The sequence below is a fragment of the Elusimicrobiota bacterium genome (assembly GCA_016180815.1).
Classification (GTDB): Bacteria; Elusimicrobiota; Elusimicrobia; order JACQPE01; family JACQPE01; genus JACPAN01.
On the sequence record JACPAN010000017.1, the window covers coordinates 1 to 18,293 of the forward strand.

Sequence of the window (18,293 nt, forward strand, 5' to 3'; positions counted from 1 at the left end):
GAATTCGAAGGTAAAAATTACGCTCAAGCCGCGCTGGTGGGGCATCAACCGCAATTGGGCGGCCTCGTTCAATGGCTCACCGGAGAGACCCCTTCCATTTACCCCGGAACATGCCTCACGCTTGATACGGATGCAAAGCCAAAAGCCCGGTTGCTCGACATCGACAACCCATAAGCCCCCGGCAGGCGCCCCCCCTTGCGCTCTGATATAATAAGGAGGTACCCTTAATTGAAGGAGAATCTCATGGTCACATTAACCGAACCCGCAAGCCAAAAAGTCAAAGAATTGCTGGCCAAGCAAGCGGCCCAGGATTTAGGCCTGCGCGTTTTCGTGCAAGCAGGCGGGTGCCGCGGATTTTCCTACGGCATGGCCTTTGATAAAAAACAAGAAGGCGATACGGTCAGCGATCTTCACGGCATTACGGTTTTAGTGGACGCCAACAGCGTCAACTACCTCGATGGCGTGACCATCGATTACAAAGACGCCATGATGGGCGGCGGATTCACCATCAACAACCCCAACGCCACCTCGACCTGCGGCTGCGGTCAGTCCTTCAAAGCCAAAGGCGAGCAAGGCTCCCCCAAAAGCTGCTGCGGCTGATTTCAGCCGACGACGTTTTAGCTTAGACAATTCGTCGGTATTTTTTTCTGAACCCAACCATTTCTGTTATTTGCCCTTATTGACGTAAATATGGTTTTATGGTAAACTGTATTTGAAATGCATAAAACGACGCTGATGCTGGACGACTCTTTATTCAAGCAAGCTAAACGCTTGGCCTTAGAGCAGGATAAACCGCTTCGAGCGGTAGTGGAGGAGGCGTTACGCCAATATCTCTACAAACCTTCCCACGCTCCGGCGCAGGGAGATTCCCTCATGGATCGCTTTCCCCCCTTCAACGCGTCGCTTAAAGGCGGTTTGGATCGGGGGTCCATTTATGAAGAATACCTGGAGCATAAAGTGCCCAAAGTCAAAGAAAGGCGAGGTAAATACCGTTGACTTTAATCGATACCAACATCCTGGTTTACGCTTGGCTGACGAATGCGCCCGGGCATGAACGCGCCCGTTCGTTCCTATCGGACGCTTTCAACAGACGCGGGGAATTCTGCCTGGCTCCTCAGGTGTTATGGGAATTTTTTTCCGTCGTGACTCATCCTAAAAAAACCAACCCGCCCATTGCGGCTTCCGTCGCTGCGGAAATCGTGGAATCCATGATGCATTGCGGCCTCTCCATCCTCATCCCATCGTTGAAAGCGAATGCCATCACGGCGGAATTGCTCAAAAATTTTCCCCAAAGGCGTGGCGGGTTGATTTTTGATCTTTACCTAGCCGCCACGGCCCTGGAGCACGGCGTCAATCAAATCTGCACGGCGGACCTGAAGCATTTTGAAAACATTCAGGGGCTTTCCGCCGTCAATCCGCTTCAATAGCGGCCCGGCCGTCGTTTCTAGCTTGTTTCTCCCTTGTATCGCTTTTGAGAAAAAAGCCTGAAGGAAAGTATTTGTGCCAAAATTTTCGATCGCAGCCTGCGGCTGCGGCTGATTTAGCCGACGGCACTTCTTGACTAAATAAGACTTTTCAAAAATTCCAAAGCGTGGACGACGCGAATGCCATCGGGGGAAACGTAGTCTTTTTTGCCGGCGGCTGAAAGTTGCCAGGCTTCGGCCTCTGGGAACTTTACCTTAAGGTAGCGTAAATTTTTACTGATTTCCGAATCGCTCCACTTGCATTCAACCAGCTGTATCGGTTTCCTGTCTTCCAACACCACGAAATCCACCTCGCGGCCATCCGGAGTGCGGAAATACCTCAATTCCATGTCCTTGCCCTTGGCGTCCTCTTTAAAATGAATTGTCTTTAAAAGATGCGCGGCCACCATATTTTCAAAACGCGCAGCCAAATCTGGAACCAAAGACCAGTCGAAATGATAATGCTTCTGCTCCTTTTTGATGGCGCGAACTTTCGGTGGGCCGAATGGGGCAATTCGGAAAACAGCGTATAGGCGCTCGAGCGCCATAATCCAATGAGCCATTGTTTTGTGGCTTACCAAAAGATCCTCCCGGAGGGCATTTAAGGAAAGAGGGCTGCCCACCAATTCGGGCAGGCGAAGAATAAGAAGCTCCAAATTGCCAAGGTCTTGAATGCCTTCCAGGGCGGTTATGTCTTCGCGGATGAGGCGGTTGCGATATTCGCGGGCCCAGCGTTTGGCCGCCTCCGGCGATCCTTTAAAAAACGGCTCTGGAAACCCGCCGAGAGTCAAGAGTGCGTCAAAATCTTTTCTGTTGGTGATTTTTAATTCCGCGACAGAAAGCGGATGGAATCTTAAATAGTGATAGCGGCCTTGAAGCGAGTCGCCGCCAAAACGGTAGAAATCCAAACGAGCGCTTCCCGTAACGAGCATTTTCTGCCCGGGGCCGTTTTTATCGTAAAGCCCCTTTAAGTAATTGCGCCAAGAGCGGTATTTGTGTATTTCGTCAAACACCCAAAGGGGAGCCCGGGGGAGTTGGTATCTCAGAATTTTTTCGCGATGCTCTGGAATATCCCAATTAAGGTAGCCCTGCGTATTTTTAAGCAGGCTTTTGGCCAAAGTGGTTTTGCCCACCTGCCTGGGTCCCCCCACAATCACCATTTTTTCCTTAAGATCGCGGGTAACTTGCGGGGCCAGGTAACGTCGTATAGGAACCATAATGTATCTATACTATTTTAACCTATAGTATAAAAAAATCAATAGTTTTTTTGACCATAGATGAAATTAGTCAATTTTTAAAACCAGCCTTGCGAAATACGGTCTTGGCTCATCGCTAAGGGCAGGCTGCATTATCAATTCTTTACCCCTGGCCAACTTTTTATTTCCTCTTGAAATTCCCAGGGGGGGGTGTATACATATAAAAGACCTAAAAGAGCAGGGGGTGCTGAAAATGTCCTCTCGACAAAAATCGGCGGCCACCATGATGGCTTGGATTTTAACGCTGACCAATGTTATCGAGGCAGCAGCATGGACACAGAACGTCGCACTAATCGGCGACGGCGCGCACGAACTTATCAACGTCTACGATTTTCTTAATTTTCATGCCGGGGTTACGGTCAACGAAGGACAGACCGTGACGCTGATCAAAAGATTGCCGGATTCAAATAATGAGAATTGTACCTACACCTACTGGCGTTATGGCGCCAGCGAGGAAGAGGTGACCAAAATGCCTAATCCCGAGAGGCGTCACCCCTGCTGCCCCAACGCTTGGATTGGAGAAGCTGTCGTCCCCTGCAATCGCTATGGCCGCATTTCTCTTGGCGCGACAGGGCCAATTGATCCTCCCGAAAGTCCGATCGAACTGCTTCTCTTTCATATCATCCTCCCTGGCGCGATCATTAATGAGATCACCGACAGACTGTCCTCTTCTCCCCAAATTGTTGTCTCAAAGAGCAGAGATGGGCGTCTGGTTAGAGCATCGGTGGGAGATTTTTTGCATCGGTTTGTGGGACTAAAAAAGTCCAAAGCCCGTACCGGTGCAATCCTAAGCGTTTCCTATTCGAACGGGAATTTAGAAAGTCCCGATTGCCGGTCTGTTTTGTCTTATGCCTACAACGCAGGAATAGAAAATAGAAACTACCACGCTGAGGCTTCTGTTCTCTGCCGGCATATTCTTAGTATTGAGTACGACGGCGTCCCATCGACTTTAGATGGATCTAGAGAAGACTCAAGAACAGAACGGAAGGGGCCGTAAATAACAAAAGGCCGACGCATAGAGCCGCCAATGCTTTCACTCGTTCTCAGAAAGCGCGGCTTGGGCCGCGGCGAGGCGCGCGACGGGCACCCGGAAAGGCGAGCAACTGACGTAATCAAGGCCCGCTTTATGGAAAAAATGAACGGACGCGGGATCGCCGCCGTGCTCGCCGCAAATGCCGATTTTCAAATCCTTTCTTGTTTGGCGGCCCAATTTGACGGCCTGGATGACCAAAGCGCCCACGCCCTCCTGATCGAGCGAGCTGAAGGGGTCCGTTGCAAAAATTTTCTTCTCGACGTAAGACCCGATAAACGAAGCCGCGTCATCGCGGGAAATGCCCAAGGTCATCTGGGTCAAATCATTGGTGCCGAAGCTGAAAAACTCGGCTGTTTTCGCGATTCGATCCGCAACCAGGCAAGCCCTGGGCAGCTCGATCATGGTTCCGATTTTATAGTCCACCTTGGTTTTTAATTTTTGAAGCACGGCCCGGCACTGACGATCGATGTCCTCGCGGATCGCCTCGAACTCGGAATCATACCCCACCAGCGGGATCATGATTTCCGGCAACACCTCGACGCCCTGAATGGCTAGCTCCGCAGCCGCCTCCATAATGGCTTTGGCCTGCATCGAATAGATTTCCGGGTAAATCACGCCCAGACGGCAGCCGCGAAAGCCCAGCATGGGATTAAATTCTTTTAAGTGCTCCGCCCGGCGGTGGATGTCCTCGACGCTGATGCCTAAATCATCGGCCAGCTCTTTCAATTCCTGGTCGCCATGAGGCAAAAATTCATGAAGCGGCGGGTCCAAAAGACGGATCGTGACCGGAAATCCGCGCATGGACTTTAAAATACCGACAAAATCCTGCTTTTGCATGGGGAAAATTTTATGAAGGGCGCGCTCCCTGTCTTCGGCGGTCTTAGCCAAAATCATCTCGCGCACTGCGGTGATGCGATCCGGCTCAAAAAACATATGTTCGGTGCGGCAAAGCCCGATGCCTTCCGCGCCAAAGGAACGGGCTTGGGCCGCGTCTTTTGGGGTGTCGGCATTGGCCCGCACGCCCAAACGGCGGAATTCATCCGCCCAACCCATGAATTCCGTAAAATTTGCGTCGCCGGCCGCAGGGACCGTGGGCAGGACCCCGGCCATCACCTCGCCGGTTGCGCCGTCGAGCGTCAAGTCATCGCCTTCTTTGAAAACCCGGCCGCTGAAAGCGACCTCTTTTTTATTCTCATCGATCTCAAGCCCAGCGCAAGAAACCACGCAGCATTTGCCCATGCCCCTAGCCACGACAGCGGCATGCGATGTCATGCCGCCGCGCGCCGTTAAAATGCCCTGCGCCACATTCATGCCCACGATATCCTCCGGGCTGGTTTCCACGCGCACTAAAATCACTTTCTTTTTGGATTCTTTAACCCAGCGCTCCGCAGTTTCCGGATCAAATACAATAGCGCCGGAGGCGGCGCCGGGAGAAGCCGGAAGCCCACGGCCGATCACGTCTCTCTTGGCCTTAGGATCGATGGTCGGATGCAAAAGCTGCTCCAATTGCTCTGGGCGGACCCGCGAAATGCCCTCTTTCTTGTCGATCAAACCCTCATGAACCATATCCACGGCCATTTTGAGCGCAGCCTTGGCCGTTCTTTTTCCGTTGCGGCACTGAAGGATATAAAGCCGGCCCTGTTGGATAGTAAATTCAATATCCTGCATATCCCGGAAATTTTTCTCAAGGCGGCCGCCGATGGCGGCCAATTCACCGTAAAGCGCGGGCATCAAGGTTTCGAGCGTTTGATGATGGCCGTTCGCGGTATTCTGCGACGCCGCATTGATAGGCTGCGGCGTACGGATGCCGGCGACCACGTCTTCGCCCTGGGCATTGACCAAAAATTCGCCAAAAAATTCCTTCTCCCCGGACGCCGGATCGCGGGTGAACGCCACGCCGGTGGCCGAATCCTCGCCCATATTGCCGAACACCATGCACTGGACGTTGACGGCCGTGCCCCAGGACTCGGGGATATGGTTCAACTTTCGATAAGCCACGGCCCGGGGCTTCATCCAAGAGCCGAACACCGCGCCGACGGCTCCCCACAACTGTTCCTTGGGATCCTGAGGGAAGGGTTTCCCTGTTTTCATCATCACGATAGATTTATATTCCTCGACCAAGGCCTTCGCGTCCTGGGCAGATAACTCATGATCGGCCGTGGCTCCCTTCTCCCGCTTTTTCTTATCGAGGGCTTTCTCAAAAAAAGCCCCGTCCAAACCCAAAACGATTTTTGCGTACATGGACACAAACCGGCGGTAGCTGTCGTAAGCGAAACGTTCGTTGTCGGTCAGCGCCGCCAAAGCGCGCACCGTTGCGTCGTTTAAACCCAAATTCAAAATCGTATCCATCATCCCGGGCATGCTCGATCTCGCTCCCGAACGCACGGAAACCAGCAGCGGCTTGACCGAGTCCCCGAATTTAAAATTCATGGACGCCTCGATGCGGCCCAAAGCCTCCTCGACCTGCGCCTCAAGCGTTTTCGGGTATTGTTGATTCCTTTGGTAATAGTGCGTGCAAACCTCGGTCGTTATCGTGAACCCCGGAGGAACGGTCAAGCCCAGCTTGGTCATGGCATGCAGATTGGCGCCTTTGCCGCCCAATAAATTTTTTAAATCGGCATCGCCTTCGGCCGCGCCGGAACCGAAGGAATACACGAATTTTTGAGCCGTTTTTTTATGGTCCACTGTTGACTCCGGTGCCTCAGAGATCATACTTCCTCCGAATTATTTTGCGGCGCCGCTGCCCTGAAAAACATGATCCGTTTTCGCCTTAAGCAGAAAAGAATCGCCGACGCTCCACGCGCCTTGGTGAAGCCGGACCATTTCCACGCGCAGGCCGGCCGCTTCCGTCGTCAAACGCATGTAATGGAAATCCCGCAACGTCGTGTCCGATTCAGCGTATAAATCCAAATGGCGCCGGCCTTTTCCGACTTTAAGCTTAAAGCGCGGGGACCCGCCCCCGCCGGTCACGATATGTTGAATCCCTTCCCTGGGGATGCGCTCATAACTGTGCACATGCCCGGAGAACGCGGCTTTGACCTTTGCATAACGCTTAAACAATTCGACAAAATGTTCCTGGACTTCGCGCCGTTCCTTGACGTGGCGCGACACATTGGTGTAAGCCGGGTGATGATAAATGGGCAGGATATGCGTCACATTTAAATCAGCCTGCCCGCGCTCCAAAACCGCGCGCGCCCAGGCCACCTCTTCCTGAAGCGTTCGCTCGCCAAAATATTCAAAATTGGAATCCATCACCAAGAACAGAACCGGCCCCATCGACACGCTGTAATAGGTGCGGCCGCCCAAATGCGGGAATTGCTCAAAATAAAGGCGCAGTGCGCGGGCGGACACACCCGGAAGATGGCCCCAAACATTGCCGTAATCATGATTGCCGATGGCCGGAAAAAAATTGGCCCCGCAACCCACAGTCGCGCACACTTCGCGCCGGAATGTTTCCCAACCCGTCCATTTCCAAAAACCGGCACGCAAAGCGCCGTTGGCGGCGATATCGCCCGCATGAAAAATAGCGTTCGCTTTCTCACTGGCGATGGTTTGAAAAATTTGGGGCCGGATGCGGTCCGTATTTTCCAAACCGATCAGGCGTTCAAAGGGGTCCTGGGGCCGCGAATCCCCAAAAATAACCGCCTTGCCGGCGGGCCGAGTAAAGTCGTAGGCGGAAGCGTTCATAAAAACCAAAGATAACAAAATCCCGAACAACACGCGTTCGCCATTATAGCCGTTTCCCGGCGGCTCAAATTTTTTGACCCGGCTCTCGTATAATAGAAGGAAACCATGCCCCTAAAAACAGCCCCCCGGCAAACAACCCCTTCCAACCGCCGCCCCGATTTCGCCGTCGCCCAACGCCCCCGGCGCTTGCGGCGCACCCCGGCCCTGCGCGCCATGGTCCAGGAAACACGGCTGGCCAAGGATCAACTCATGGCCCCGCTTTTCGTCAGAGAAGGGCCGGAATCAAAAACCGTGGGCCAATTGCCCAATCACCCGCAACGCTGCTTGAGCGATCTCCTGCGCCATCTTGAAACCTTCGTTAAAAAAGGCGGCCGCTCCGTCATCCTCTTCGGCATCCCTGACAACAAAAATCCCGAAGCGACCGGAGCCTGGCACGAAAAAGGGATTATTCAAAACGCGGTTCGGGCGATTAAAAAATCGTTCGGCGACGAACTGGTCGTGGCCGCTGATCTGTGCTTTTGCGAATACACGGATCATGGGCACTGCGGAGTGTTGACAGGCGAACGCGTGGACAACGACGCCACGCTTGAGCTCATCGCAAAAACAGCCGCGAGCTTGGCCCAAGCAGGAGCTGATATCGTGGCGCCCAGCGCCATGATGGACGCTCAAGTGGCGACAATTCGCCAAAGCCTGGATCGAAATAATTTTAAGGAAACGATTATTCTCTCCTACGCCGCCAAATACGCTTCAACCATGTACGGCCCGTTTAGGGAATTAGCACAATCAACGCCGGGTTTCGGCGATCGAAAGTCCTATCAAATGAACCCGGCCAATGCCGAGGAAGCGCTGCGCGAAATCCGCCTGGATATCGAGCAAGGCGCGGATATGGTCATGGTCAAACCCGCTTTGCCGTACCTGGACATTATCGCCAGGGCCAAGCAAACCTTCTCCCACCCGATGGCCGCGTTCCAAGTTTCCGGCGAAGCCTGGATGCTTGAGCAATACGCTCAAAGCGGCATGGCCCGGCGCCAGGACGTGCTCATGGAATCCTTGCTGTCCATCCGCCGCGCGGGCGCGGATTTGATCATCTCTTACTTTACCGAAGAAGTCCTAAGCCTTCTCTAGCGGACACTGTCCCGTCTCAAAAGCTAAACTAAAACGAAATGCCGCTTGTTGTCATCGGTTTGGGCGGGGCTTTGGCCTTGGCCCTCGGGTATATTTTTTACGGACGCTTTGTCGGCCGCGTGTTCGGCCTTGACCCCAAGCGCGTCACGCCTGCCGTCGCCATGAATGACGGCAATGATTACGTGCCCGCCAAACCCGTTATTCTTTTAGGCCAGCATTTTGCGGCCATCGCCGCTGTCGGCCCCATTGCCGGCCCCATTTTAGCGGCGGGCAAATACGGTTGGGCGCTCTCTTGGATTTGGGTGGTCCTGGGCGCAATTTTCATCGGCGCGGTTCATGATTTTTCGGCCTTGATGGCTTCCGTGCGCCATCAAGCGCGCTCCATCGCGGAAGTGGTGGGCATTCACATCAACCCCTTCGCCCAGAAAATATTCTTGGTTTTTATCTGGCTCTCCCTCCTTTATGTAATCCTTGTTTTCACAGATTTGACCGCGGCTGCGTTTATCAGCCGCCCGGAATTAGGGGAGCAGAATTTCGGGCCGGGCGTGGCCACCACCTCGATTTTTTACCTGATTTTGGCCTTGGGCATGGGAGCGGTCATGCGCAAAAACAAACTCTCACTTTCTTTATTAACGATCATCGGAGTCGGCCTTCTTCTTTTCTTCATCCGGTTGGGGCAGCATTTTCCCCTGGCCCTAGGACTAAAAACCTGGCAAATCATTATTCTTGGTTATTGTTTTGTCGTCAGCGTCATTCCCCTGTGGACGCTTCTACAACCCAGAGGGTATTTAGGCGGATTCCTGTTGTACGCAAGCTTAGCTGCGGGCATTGTCGGATTTCTCTTCTACCGCCCTGCAATCCCGTCAGGGTGGACGCCTCCGGACACTCATTGGATCCCAACCGGAGTCACCGTATTCCCTTTTCTATTCACCACCATCGCTTGTGGCGCGTGCTCGGGTTTTCACGGGCTGGTGTCCTCGGGCACGACCTCAAAACAAATAGCCAAAGAAACGGACGCCAAAATCGTGGGCTACGGCGGCATGCTCTTGGAGGCTTTTGTGGCGCTGGTGGCCTTGGGAGCCTTTATCACCATGTCCGCCGAGGGCAAAGCCGCGCATTTATCTCCCGATGAAATTTATGCCCGGGGCTTGGCCGCATTTATGACCGTCGGCGGCATTCCCTATGCCTTCGGCGTTTCCTTCGGCAAGCTCGCCTTTGCCACGTTCATCTATGACACCCTGGATGTCTCAACACGCCTGGGCCGCTACATTTTCCAGGAATTAACCGGGCTGGCCGGACCGTCAGGCAAATACTTGGGCACGGGCGTCACCATGGCCCTGCCGCTGATTATTCTATTAGCCGCCAAACCAGGGGCTCCCCCGGCCTGGAAAGCCTATTGGCCGTTGTTCGGCGCATCCAATCAACTCTTGGCGTGCCTGACCTTGGCCGCGGTCACGGTTTGGCTAAAAAAAGAAAAGCGCCAATGGTTGGTGACCGCAATCCCCTGCGCGTTCATGGCCGTGGTCACTCTGGCCGCGCTCGCCGGCATCAATATCAACTGGATCAAAGGCGGGTTGACATTCTCTTTGGTCAACGCAGCCGGCGCTCTGCTCTTTCTTCTGGCCATTGTTTTTTTGTATCAAGCGGGGAAGGCATTTTTAACGACAACTGCCCATGATAAGGCCAAAATCAGAGCGACTGTTTAATCGCGCCAAAAAAATCTTGGTCGGCGGGGTCAATTCCCCGGTGCGCTCCTTTAAAAGCGTCGGCGGCCACCCTCTTTTTATCCGCAAAGCCAAAGGGCCTTATTGCTGGGATGCGGACGGGAAGCGCTACATTGATTTAGTTCAGTCCTGGGGCGCTCTGATCCTGGGCCACGGACATCCTCAGGTTTTGGCGGCCGCTCGCCAAGCCATGAACAAGGGCGCCAGTTACGGCGCCTGCCATGAAAACGAAATCCTTCTGGCGGAAACCCTCCGCCGGGCCTTCCCAAAAACCATCGAACGCGTGCGCTTAATGAGCTCAGGAACCGAAGCCGCCATGACCGCGCTGCGCATCGCACGCGGCGCGACCGGGCGGGATTTCATCGTTAAATTTTCAGGCGGCTATCACGGGCATCATGACAGCCTGTTGGTGGCGGCCGGCTCCGGCGCCTTGACCTTGGGGCAACCGTCTTCGCTGGGCGTGCCGGCAGCCTGGGCAAAAACAACCATCGTTGTGCCCTACAACGATTTGACGGCCGTTGAGGAAACGTTTAAAAAAACCGGGGATAAAATTGCGGCGGTGATCGTCGAACCCGCGGCCGCGAATATGGGCCTGGTTTTGCCCAAAGCCGGATTTTTGGAAGGACTGCGTTCCCTCACCCGCCGTTACGGCAGCCTCCTGATCGCGGATGAAGTCATCACCGGTTTTCGCCTGAAATGGGGCGGCTTGGCGGATGCCATGGAAGCCGATCTGGTTTGCCTGGGCAAAATTATCGGCGGCGGTTTCCCCATCGCGGCCGTGGGCGGCGCCGCGCGCTTCATGGATATTTTGGCGCCTTTGGGCGGCGTTTATCATGCGGGCACGCTCTCCGGCAATCCCGTGGCCGTGGCCGGAGGCTTGGCCGCGTTAAATGTCTTGAAACGCGTCAACCCTTACCCCAAACTCGAGGCCCGAAGCAAAAAATTTGCGGTCTCGCTCACGCACACGGCCACGCGCTTGGGGCTTCCTTTTCAAGTCATTCAACGGGGAAGTTTATGGACGGTATTTTTCACGGAAACGCCCATTTACGACAACGCATCGGCCCAAAAAACGGACACCAAGCTGTTCGCCCGCTTTTTCCAGGAGCAATCAATGCCGTGATCCGAGGCGCCCAGGAAGCCCTGGAGGTTTTATGCCGGCCAACCGGGAATTGAAACGCGTTTTAGCTTTATTCCAACAAAGAATAAGCCGGGCCCCGCTGGCCAGCAAGCTGGGGCATTTGCGCGAGGCGTTGAAGCGCCTCACGGCCGAACGTTATCAATTCCATTACGGCAAACTCGAAGAAAACAAGGAGTCGGCTCATTTTGACTCGGTCAACCGGGAAATCGTCATGGACACGGGGCTGCGCGATCAGCAGCCGGATTTTCAAGCCGCGATTTTAGCCCATGAAATCCAGCACGCCTATGATCACTTCCGCCGTCGCCCCTATTCCCTGGAATCCGAAGCCCGCGCGTTTAAAGCGGAGGCTATTTATCTCTCAGCCCTTGACGTGAATGTTTTAGCGGCTGCGGCCCGGGATTTTTACGGGTATATGTGGTTCGATTATTTATTCGAAGGGCGAATCGCTTATCTTGAAGGGCCGGATGCCTTCGATGAATTCGTCAACGGCTATTTCGTCAAATCGCGCTTAGGCCACAGTTTCGAAGGCTTGGAAACCATCCCCAAGCTGCTCGAAGACGCAAGCGGCGCCTTGCGGCATAAAGAAGCGCGTTTAAAACGTCAAAAGAACCGGTCGGGTTGGGCCCAGCCGGAAATTGCCCGCATTCTCAAAGCCCAAATCCGCATGCTCGGCGATCTGCAAAACACGCTTCGCCGCGAAGACCGCCATAATAAAACTCATCACTTGCCCCTTGTTGCCGCGAATCAATAAGCTCTTCGCCTTTGGCCTGTTCGGCCTTTATCTGGGCGGCTGCTCTCTGGGGCCTGTCGTCAGCAACCAACAAAACGTGGCTCAAAACCCGCGATTCATGCCCGGCGCGCCTTACCGGGAAATCGACGGTCTTTATTTTAAAGTGATCGGCCCTCCGGAAGCAGCCCAGGCCGTCGTTCGTTTGGCGGACGATATTTACCAGCGTATTTTAGCCGACACCAAGCTCACCGATGCCGTCAGGCCCTACAGCCTGTACCCCATTTATCTTTATCGCACAGGCGCCGAGTATTTTCAAAAGTCCGGCATGCCCGAATGGTCCGGCGCCATGTTCAGCCGGGGTTCGATCCTGACGTTCGACCAAGAGCAATTGGCCGAAGTGCTGGCCCATGAAATCGCTCATTTGGTTTTCTTTGAGTTTTTCGGCGGACATCGCGATGATTTGCTTTGGTTGAACGAAGGCCTGGCCATGCTGGAGGAATCGCGAGCCAAGCCCGACGGCGGACAAAACGCCTATAAAAACGCGCTTCCTTTTTTGAAAGGCTATTACCTGCCCTTAGCCAAGCTGACCACCGCCAGAACCGCGCTCGATCACAAAGAAAAAGAAGCGCGGATTTTTTACGTGGAGAGCTGGCTTTTGGTCAATTTTCTGATGGAGCAAGGCGGACGCGTTGGTTTTTATGAATTCCTCAAGAATCTCAAGGCCAAAAAAACCCTGGATCAGGCCGTAGCCCTCGGATTCCCGGGAAAATGGGCCTCGATCGCCGAACTGGAAACGAGTTTTCGAGCCCAGTACAGCGTCATTTGGTAAGGGTCCCTAAACATCAAAACATCGCGTCATTGTTCCATAAAAGGCTTCATCACATTGCGGGGCAACTGCTTCTCCCGCATGCCGGGAAAAGCGGGGTAAAGAAGTTTGGCGATTTTTTTATTCAATCGCTCCAAAAAAATGGGCTTGGTCATATAATCATTGGCCCCGCAGGAAAAAGCCGCGTCAATGCTGTCGCGATCGTCGGCCGCGGTCAGCATTAAAACCGGGGTTTCCCGCGTCGCTTCGTTTTGGCGAAGCTTCTTTAAAGCCTCCAAACCGTCCAACTCAGGCATACGGATATCCAAAATAATGAGATCAGGCTTCACTTGGTCGGCTAATTTCAACCCCTCCGCCGCTCCGGCGGCCAACAACAAATGGCAGCAATGATGCCGCATTAATGCGGCGACGATTTCACGGTCTTCGTAGTCATCGTCGACCATTAAAATGGTCGGTATGCTTGATTCGTGGGAATCCGGGGCATCCATGGACGCAACCTCCAGGTTGGGCCCTCAAATGGCGAAGCGGCGGCCAAACCATCAGTTATAACCCCGATGACGTTTTACCGCCATGTGAGTCAGCTCACATGTTCGGGTTGAAGTCGTCGCCCTCGAAATTCTACTGCGCTACGTTGACCTTGAGCTTGATGTCTTCCAGCACCGCGGCCACGGCTTCGCATTTTTCCCGGGGCCCTTGGTAGACGACGGCCGAGCCGGTGTTATGCACTTGCCAGGCAATAGTTTCAGCCTGATGACGGGTGCAGCGGATGGCCTTCAATAATTGCACGATCACATCCGCGAAGGTATGGCAATCGCAATTAAAAAGAATGGTTTTCCAGCCGAAAAAAACATCATCACTTGGCCGGCTCTTTTTTTCTTTAACGGGGTTTACCGTCGGCATCGGCTTAGGGACGCTTAAGCGCGATTTCAATGCGGCCGGAAGACGGCGAGCCTCTCCAGGACCGGGGTAAAGACGGGAAGACCGGGTGCTCGATCATTCCTCTGGCCGCGTCCTTGGGCGCGGGCAATTCCTGGGCTTTGTCTTTGGACACGAATAGGAACGCCTCCATATAAAACGGGCCTTTCCATGGGCGCGATGGAATGATCAAATCCGCTCGGGACAGGCGAAACGCCAGAGGAAATTTAGGATTCAGCCAGCGTTTGATGATGACCGGAACACCCCATTGATCCTTGGCGATCAAAAAACAAACGGAGTTGGGCTGATTAGCCACGGCGCTCAAACCGTCGTCGCCGAGCACGACGTTTCCCTGAAGAAATCGGGGGCTGTTAATGCGCTGGCAGCCGGCAAAAAGCAAAGACGCAGCGCCCAAGGCCAAGGCTAAAAGCGCGGCGCCTAAATAGCGCAGAGCCCAGCGCCGGGCGATCCAGGCTCTAGCCAGAAGGCTAAGGGCCACGCGCGGCTCCAGCATCACAACGCGCGTGAATCGAGCGCTCCATTCTTTAATCTGCGCCTCTTTTTCTTCCGGGCCGCAATCAAAGCGCCGCTCTTGGGCGCCGATGAGCCCGGCGGTTTGAACGACCATTTCTTCGGACGCGCCGGAACAGACGGCCAAGATGTTGACGCCTTGGTCCCGAAGAAGCTGGGCGGCTTCAACGGCATCATCAAACGGTTGTTCTTCGAATAAAAGCAAGCCGCGCACTTGCCCTTCCCACCCGGCATACACAACGCGGCGGCCGAGCACTTCCTGCCGGGCCGCTTCGCGCAGCAACGTGGGCGGGCACTCCACCGAGCTCATATGCATCAACCGGGCGCTGCCCGCGATCACGGCGCGACCGTTCACCACCGCGCCCAAGCCCAAACCCGGAAATTCCCGAAGATGTTCCGCGGGCCACGGCTCCCATCGATTGGCCCGGCCCACTTTCAATACAGCCCTGGTGATGGGATTATCCGCGGACGGATGGCCGCGCTCGAGGCTGTAGATGGTTTTTAAAAAATCGATTTGATCAACGGAAGATTCGGGCGGCAGCAAACAGCCCACCAAGGGCGTTGTCCTGCGTATGACCACGCCTCTTCTGGAAAAAATCAAAAAGCGCGGCCAAGAAAAACAATGGCGCAATGGAACGCCTTTCTGCAGCGCCCAGAAAATCATCATGCCCAGCGGCGCCAGCGCCATGGCCGCCATCAGCAAGAAAAGAAAAAGAATTTGCATAATAGACCTTGATCGTATTTTACAGAGGTTTGGGACGTTCGGGAGAGAGGGAGAAAGGGAGCGCTATGCATCCATTGTTACGCGCGGTTTGTTTAGGACTATTGGCCGCCCTTCCCGTTGCCTGCACGCAAAAATCAAAAACAGTGCGTATCGCCGTATCCGTTCCTTTAACCGGGGACGTGGGCACGGAAGGGCAAGGCGTACGCCGGGCCGTGGAATTGGCGGTGGAGGAAGCGAACAAATCCGGACGCTTCCCCTTTCCTCTCGAAGCGCGCGCTTTTGATGACCGAGCCGACCCCAAAGAAGCGGTGAGCGCCGCCAATCTTGTGGCTTCCGACCCCAACATCGTGGCCGTCATCGGGCACTACAATTCCGGATGCTCCATCCCCGCGGCCCAAGTGTACGCGCGCTCAGGCATTCCCATGATTTCCCCCGCCTCAACCAACCCCAAGCTGACCAGTCAACAACTCGAGGAATCCTGGGTTCTGCCTAAAACCGTTTTCCGCGTGGTTCCCACCGACGACGTGCAGGGCTCATTCGCCGGAGATTTCATCTTCGACAAACTCAACATGCGCAAGATCGCGGTGATTCATGACAAAACTCCGTATGGGCAAGGATTGGCCGAACAATTTAAGGATCGATTCTCCGGCCGCGGCGGGCAAATCACCAGCTTTGACGGCATTGCCATGGGCGACCGGGATTTCAAGGCTCTCCTCACCCGCATCAAAGCGGATAAGCCGCAAGGCGTTTATTTCGGCGGGCTCTACATGGAAGCGGCCCTGCTCATGCGCCAGGCCCAAGAGTTGGGATTTAAAACCACGTTTTTCTCGGGTGACGGCTCAAAAACCAATGAGTTGATCAAAGTCGCGGGCAAAGCCTCGGAAGGGGCTTATCTTTCCATCACCGGAATTCCGGTCGAGCACTTGGCCTCGGCCAAGCCTTTTCTGGAAAAATACAATGAGAAATACCCGGGCGTGGACGTCAAACCGTTCGACCATTTCGCTTATGAAGCCACCAATATCGTTTTAGACGCTTTGACCAAAGTCGGCCCGGACCGCGCCAAGGTGCTTGAGGAATTGCGCCGGACGCGCTTTGAAGGCATTCTGGGCGTGACCGAATTCGACGATAAAGGCGACACCAAAAACAAAATCATCACCATGACTCAGGTAAAAAACGGCGAATTCGCCATCGTCAACTAAATACTGGTGTTTCTTCAACAGCTCTTTAACGGTCTCGTTTTAGGCTCCATTTACTCCCTCATCGCCCTGGGTTATACCTTGGTTTACGGCATCCTCATGATGATTAATTTCGCCCATTCGGAATTTCTGATGATCGGGGCCTTCATGGGGCTGGGCGCCTCTTCGCTTTGCCTCAATTGGGGCTTGGGTTGGCCGGGCGTCGTGATTGTTTTTTTCGCGGCCATGCTGGGCGCCGGACTTTTAGGCGTGATCACCGAGCGCCTCGCCTACCGGCCGTTGCGCCATGCGATGCGCCTGGCGCCGCTCATTTCCGCGATCGGCGTGTCCATCATGCTGTCGAATGCCGTGTTCCTTTGGGTCAGCAATCAATCCCTGCCGTTCCCGGCGATTTTGCCGGAACGCTCTCTCACCATCGGCCCCGTGGCCGCGGGATCGCTTCAATTGCTCATTTTCGCCACAGCCTTGCTCTTGATGATTGTTCTGCACCTGATGGTGCAAAAAACGAAAATCGGCAAAGCCATGCGCGCCTGCGCGGATGACACGGCCACCGCCGGCTTGATGGGCATTAACGCGGACCGTATCATTGCCTTCACGTTTTTAGTGGGCGGAGCGTTGGCCGGCGCTGCCGGGGTTTTAAACGGCATGTATTACGGCTCGATCAAATATAATCTCGGCTTTCTTCCGGGCGTCAAAGCTTTTACCGCCGCGGTTTTAGGCGGCATCGGCAATATCACGGGCGCAGTGCTGGGCGGATTTCTTCTGGGCCTTCTGGAGGTCGCGGCCGCAGGGTACATCCCCAACGGCAGCCAATGGAAAGACGTGGTGGCTTTTGTCGTTTTGATCGGCGTGCTGCTGATTAGGCCCTCCGGTATTTTAGGCGAACGCGTGGCTGAAAAAGTATAGGGTTGTCCCTTATGCCTATTAAAATTTCCCCCCTGTCGAAAAAATCACCTCCCTTATCCACCGTCGGATTCTGGGTCGTGCTGGCGGCCGTGGCTTTATGGCCGGTTCTCTGCGGATTTAATCCCTATGCCCTGCGCGTGGCCGGGCAAATCGGCCTTTACGTTGTTTTGGCCCTGGGTTTAAATTTCACCTTGGGTTATGCCGGGCTTTTTGATTTGGGGTTCATCGCCTTTTACGCGGTGGGCGCGTATACGGCGGCGTTATTGTCCGTGCGCGGCTGGAGTTTTGTTCCGGCGACTTTAGCGGCTGCGCTGGCGGCCGTGGTCGTTCGGGTTTGGGTAGGCATTCCGATTTTAAGGCTGCGTGGGGACTATTTGGCGATCGTAACCATGGGCTTCGGAGAAATCGCGCGTTTGGTATTAAACAACTGGGATTCCTTGACCAACGGCCCCAAAGGCCTGCCGCGCGTGGGCGAAGCCATTTGGCCGGCTAAAATTTTCGGCTTCACATTAAGCACGAACACGCATTATTATTATCTGATTATGGGTGCCGTACTTTTGTCCGTTCTGATTGCCCGGCGACTGGAAGATTCTCGTCTAGGTCGCGCCTGGGTGGCGATTCGTGAAGATGAAACAGCGGCCCAGCTTTCAGGCCTGCCCGTGGCTCAGCTTAAGCTTGCGGCGTTCACCATCAGCGCGTTTTTCGCGGGTTTGGCCGGCTCGATTTTCGCTCATTGGGAGCGTTTTGTGACCCCGGAATCCTTCGTATTCTGGGAATCCATCCTTCTGGTATCCATGATCGTGGCCGGAGGCATGGGCTCGATCAAAGGCGTGATTCTAGGCACGGTGCTCTTAGGCGGCGTGCCGCAAATGCTCCAAGCCGTTTTAGTGGGTTCCCAATGGATCAATTACCGCTATTTTGTGTTCGGCCTTGTTCTCGTGTTGGCGGTTCTTTTTAGGCCTCAGGGTCTCTGGCCCTCCCGGCGCAGGGAATTTGAAATTCTGGATCAAGAGCATGCCGCTGTCTGAACTCGTGGATA

General features: G+C 54.5%; 19 protein-coding genes. 13 read left to right on the forward strand and 6 right to left on the reverse strand.

All coding sequences use genetic code 11. From position 1 onward, the window contains the following. The 4 genes from HYT79_09585 to HYT79_09600 form a co-directional block, all read left to right on the forward strand. Positions 1 to 174: hypothetical protein (locus HYT79_09585; protein MBI2070836.1), on the forward strand; the 174-nt coding region annotated here is incomplete at its 5' end. A gap of 69 nt (positions 175 to 243) precedes the next feature. Further along, positions 244 to 600, forward strand: a complete 357-nt coding sequence (gene erpA, locus HYT79_09590; protein ID MBI2070837.1) for an iron-sulfur cluster insertion protein ErpA — start codon at positions 244 to 246, stop codon at positions 598 to 600. 117 nt (positions 601 to 717) lie between these two features. Then, entirely contained in the window at positions 718 to 996 is a 279-nt protein-coding gene (locus tag HYT79_09595) for a type II toxin-antitoxin system VapB family antitoxin (protein MBI2070838.1), read from the forward strand. Beyond that, positions 993 to 1,427 carry a PIN domain-containing protein gene (locus HYT79_09600; GenBank protein MBI2070839.1) on the forward strand — a complete coding sequence of 145 codons (435 nt, stop codon included), beginning with the start codon at positions 993 to 995 and terminating at the stop codon, positions 1,425 to 1,427. Before HYT79_09595 ends, HYT79_09600 begins: the two co-directional genes overlap by 4 nt. 134 nt (positions 1,428 to 1,561) lie before the next feature. On the opposite strand, the gene HYT79_09605 is transcribed toward HYT79_09600, so the two are convergent. Continuing rightward, positions 1,562 to 2,623, reverse strand: coding sequence for an ATP-binding protein (locus HYT79_09605; protein MBI2070840.1), 1,062 nt, complete (start codon positions 2,621 to 2,623; stop codon positions 1,562 to 1,564). 289 nt (positions 2,624 to 2,912) lie between these two features. Between HYT79_09605 and HYT79_09610 the strand changes: the two genes are divergently transcribed. Then, on the forward strand, positions 2,913 to 3,716 hold the full coding sequence (locus tag HYT79_09610; GenBank protein ID MBI2070841.1) for a hypothetical protein: 804 nt from the start codon (positions 2,913 to 2,915) through the stop codon (positions 3,714 to 3,716). 36 nt (positions 3,717 to 3,752) lie between these two features. Here the strand turns inward: HYT79_09610 and HYT79_09615 are convergent, their stop codons facing one another. Then, positions 3,753 to 6,464 (reverse strand): pyruvate, phosphate dikinase, encoded by a 2,712-nt coding sequence (locus tag HYT79_09615; protein MBI2070842.1) that lies wholly within the window; start codon positions 6,462 to 6,464, stop codon positions 3,753 to 3,755. A gap of 12 nt (positions 6,465 to 6,476) precedes the next feature. Beyond that, complete coding sequence (locus HYT79_09620) at positions 6,477 to 7,472, reverse strand: metallophosphoesterase (protein MBI2070843.1); 996 nt, start codon at positions 7,470 to 7,472, stop codon at positions 6,477 to 6,479. Positions 7,473 to 7,544: 72 nt separating this feature from the next. Here HYT79_09620 and hemB point away from each other — a divergent pair, with 72 nt between their 5' ends. From hemB to HYT79_09645, 5 genes are read left to right on the forward strand one after another with little or no spacing between them, the layout of a single operon-like run. Then, positions 7,545 to 8,564 (forward strand): porphobilinogen synthase, encoded by a 1,020-nt coding sequence (gene hemB, locus HYT79_09625; GenBank protein ID MBI2070844.1) that lies wholly within the window; start codon positions 7,545 to 7,547, stop codon positions 8,562 to 8,564. A 38-nt stretch (positions 8,565 to 8,602) separates the two neighbouring features. Continuing rightward, the gene (locus HYT79_09630; GenBank protein ID MBI2070845.1) at positions 8,603 to 10,270 is read left to right on the forward strand and encodes a carbon starvation protein A; all 1,668 of its coding nucleotides are present in this window, start codon (positions 8,603 to 8,605) and stop codon (positions 10,268 to 10,270) included. Continuing rightward, on the forward strand, positions 10,239 to 11,408 hold the full coding sequence (locus tag HYT79_09635) for a glutamate-1-semialdehyde 2,1-aminomutase (GenBank protein ID MBI2070846.1): 1,170 nt from the start codon (positions 10,239 to 10,241) through the stop codon (positions 11,406 to 11,408). The genes HYT79_09630 and HYT79_09635 overlap by 32 nt, the downstream gene beginning before the upstream one ends. A 31-nt stretch (positions 11,409 to 11,439) precedes the next feature. Next, positions 11,440 to 12,177 (forward strand): hypothetical protein, encoded by a 738-nt coding sequence (locus tag HYT79_09640; GenBank protein MBI2070847.1) that lies wholly within the window; start codon positions 11,440 to 11,442, stop codon positions 12,175 to 12,177. Beyond that, entirely contained in the window at positions 12,158 to 12,985 is an 828-nt protein-coding gene (locus HYT79_09645; protein MBI2070848.1) for a hypothetical protein, read from the forward strand. The genes HYT79_09640 and HYT79_09645 overlap by 20 nt, the downstream gene beginning before the upstream one ends. Positions 12,986 to 13,011: 26 nt before the next feature. On the opposite strand, the gene HYT79_09650 is transcribed toward HYT79_09645, so the two are convergent. From HYT79_09650 to HYT79_09660, 3 genes are all read right to left on the reverse strand, one after another. Beyond that, positions 13,012 to 13,470 carry a response regulator gene (locus HYT79_09650; GenBank protein MBI2070849.1) on the reverse strand — a complete coding sequence of 153 codons (459 nt, stop codon included), beginning with the start codon at positions 13,468 to 13,470 and terminating at the stop codon, positions 13,012 to 13,014. Positions 13,471 to 13,600: 130 nt separating this feature from the next. Continuing rightward, complete coding sequence (locus HYT79_09655) at positions 13,601 to 13,882, reverse strand: ATP-dependent Clp protease adaptor ClpS (GenBank protein ID MBI2070850.1); 282 nt, start codon at positions 13,880 to 13,882, stop codon at positions 13,601 to 13,603. 4 nt (positions 13,883 to 13,886) lie between these two features. After that, complete coding sequence (locus tag HYT79_09660) at positions 13,887 to 15,152, reverse strand: cation-translocating P-type ATPase (GenBank protein MBI2070851.1); 1,266 nt, start codon at positions 15,150 to 15,152, stop codon at positions 13,887 to 13,889. A gap of 65 nt (positions 15,153 to 15,217) precedes the next feature. Between HYT79_09660 and HYT79_09665 the strand changes: the two genes are divergently transcribed. The 3 genes from HYT79_09665 to HYT79_09675 are packed head-to-tail and all read left to right on the forward strand — an operon-like array spanning position 15,218 to position 18,282. Further along, positions 15,218 to 16,351 (forward strand): branched-chain amino acid ABC transporter substrate-binding protein, encoded by a 1,134-nt coding sequence (locus tag HYT79_09665; protein MBI2070852.1) that lies wholly within the window; start codon positions 15,218 to 15,220, stop codon positions 16,349 to 16,351. Further along, positions 16,352 to 17,254 (forward strand): branched-chain amino acid ABC transporter permease, encoded by a 903-nt coding sequence (locus HYT79_09670; protein ID MBI2070853.1) that lies wholly within the window; start codon positions 16,352 to 16,354, stop codon positions 17,252 to 17,254. Positions 17,255 to 17,265: 11 nt separating this feature from the next. Then, positions 17,266 to 18,282: a branched-chain amino acid ABC transporter permease gene (locus HYT79_09675; protein ID MBI2070854.1), complete on the forward strand. Its 1,017-nt coding sequence runs from the start codon at positions 17,266 to 17,268 to the stop codon at positions 18,280 to 18,282. Positions 18,283 to 18,293 lie beyond the last annotated feature (11 nt).

Coding starts and splice junctions, on each gene's coding strand:
- erpA (MBI2070837.1), top strand. CDS start 244: ATGGTCACATTAACCGAACCCGCAAGCCAAAAAGTCAAAGAATTGCTG.
- HYT79_09595 (MBI2070838.1), top strand. CDS start 718: ATGCATAAAACGACGCTGATGCTGGACGACTCTTTATTCAAGCAAGCT.
- HYT79_09605 (MBI2070840.1), bottom strand. CDS start 2,623: ATGGTGATTGTGGGGGGACCCAGGCAGGTGGGCAAAACCACTTTGGCC.
- HYT79_09610 (MBI2070841.1), top strand. CDS start 2,913: ATGTCCTCTCGACAAAAATCGGCGGCCACCATGATGGCTTGGATTTTA.
- HYT79_09615 (MBI2070842.1), bottom strand. CDS start 6,464: ATGATCTCTGAGGCACCGGAGTCAACAGTGGACCATAAAAAAACGGCT.
- hemB (MBI2070844.1), top strand. CDS start 7,545: ATGCCCCTAAAAACAGCCCCCCGGCAAACAACCCCTTCCAACCGCCGC.
- HYT79_09630 (MBI2070845.1), top strand. CDS start 8,603: ATGCCGCTTGTTGTCATCGGTTTGGGCGGGGCTTTGGCCTTGGCCCTC.
- HYT79_09635 (MBI2070846.1), top strand. CDS start 10,239: ATGATAAGGCCAAAATCAGAGCGACTGTTTAATCGCGCCAAAAAAATC.
- HYT79_09640 (MBI2070847.1), top strand. CDS start 11,440: ATGCCGGCCAACCGGGAATTGAAACGCGTTTTAGCTTTATTCCAACAA.
- HYT79_09650 (MBI2070849.1), bottom strand. CDS start 13,470: ATGGATGCCCCGGATTCCCACGAATCAAGCATACCGACCATTTTAATG.
- HYT79_09655 (MBI2070850.1), bottom strand. CDS start 13,882: ATGCCGACGGTAAACCCCGTTAAAGAAAAAAAGAGCCGGCCAAGTGAT.
- HYT79_09660 (MBI2070851.1), bottom strand. CDS start 15,152: ATGCAAATTCTTTTTCTTTTCTTGCTGATGGCGGCCATGGCGCTGGCG.
- HYT79_09665 (MBI2070852.1), top strand. CDS start 15,218: ATGCATCCATTGTTACGCGCGGTTTGTTTAGGACTATTGGCCGCCCTT.
- HYT79_09675 (MBI2070854.1), top strand. CDS start 17,266: ATGCCTATTAAAATTTCCCCCCTGTCGAAAAAATCACCTCCCTTATCC.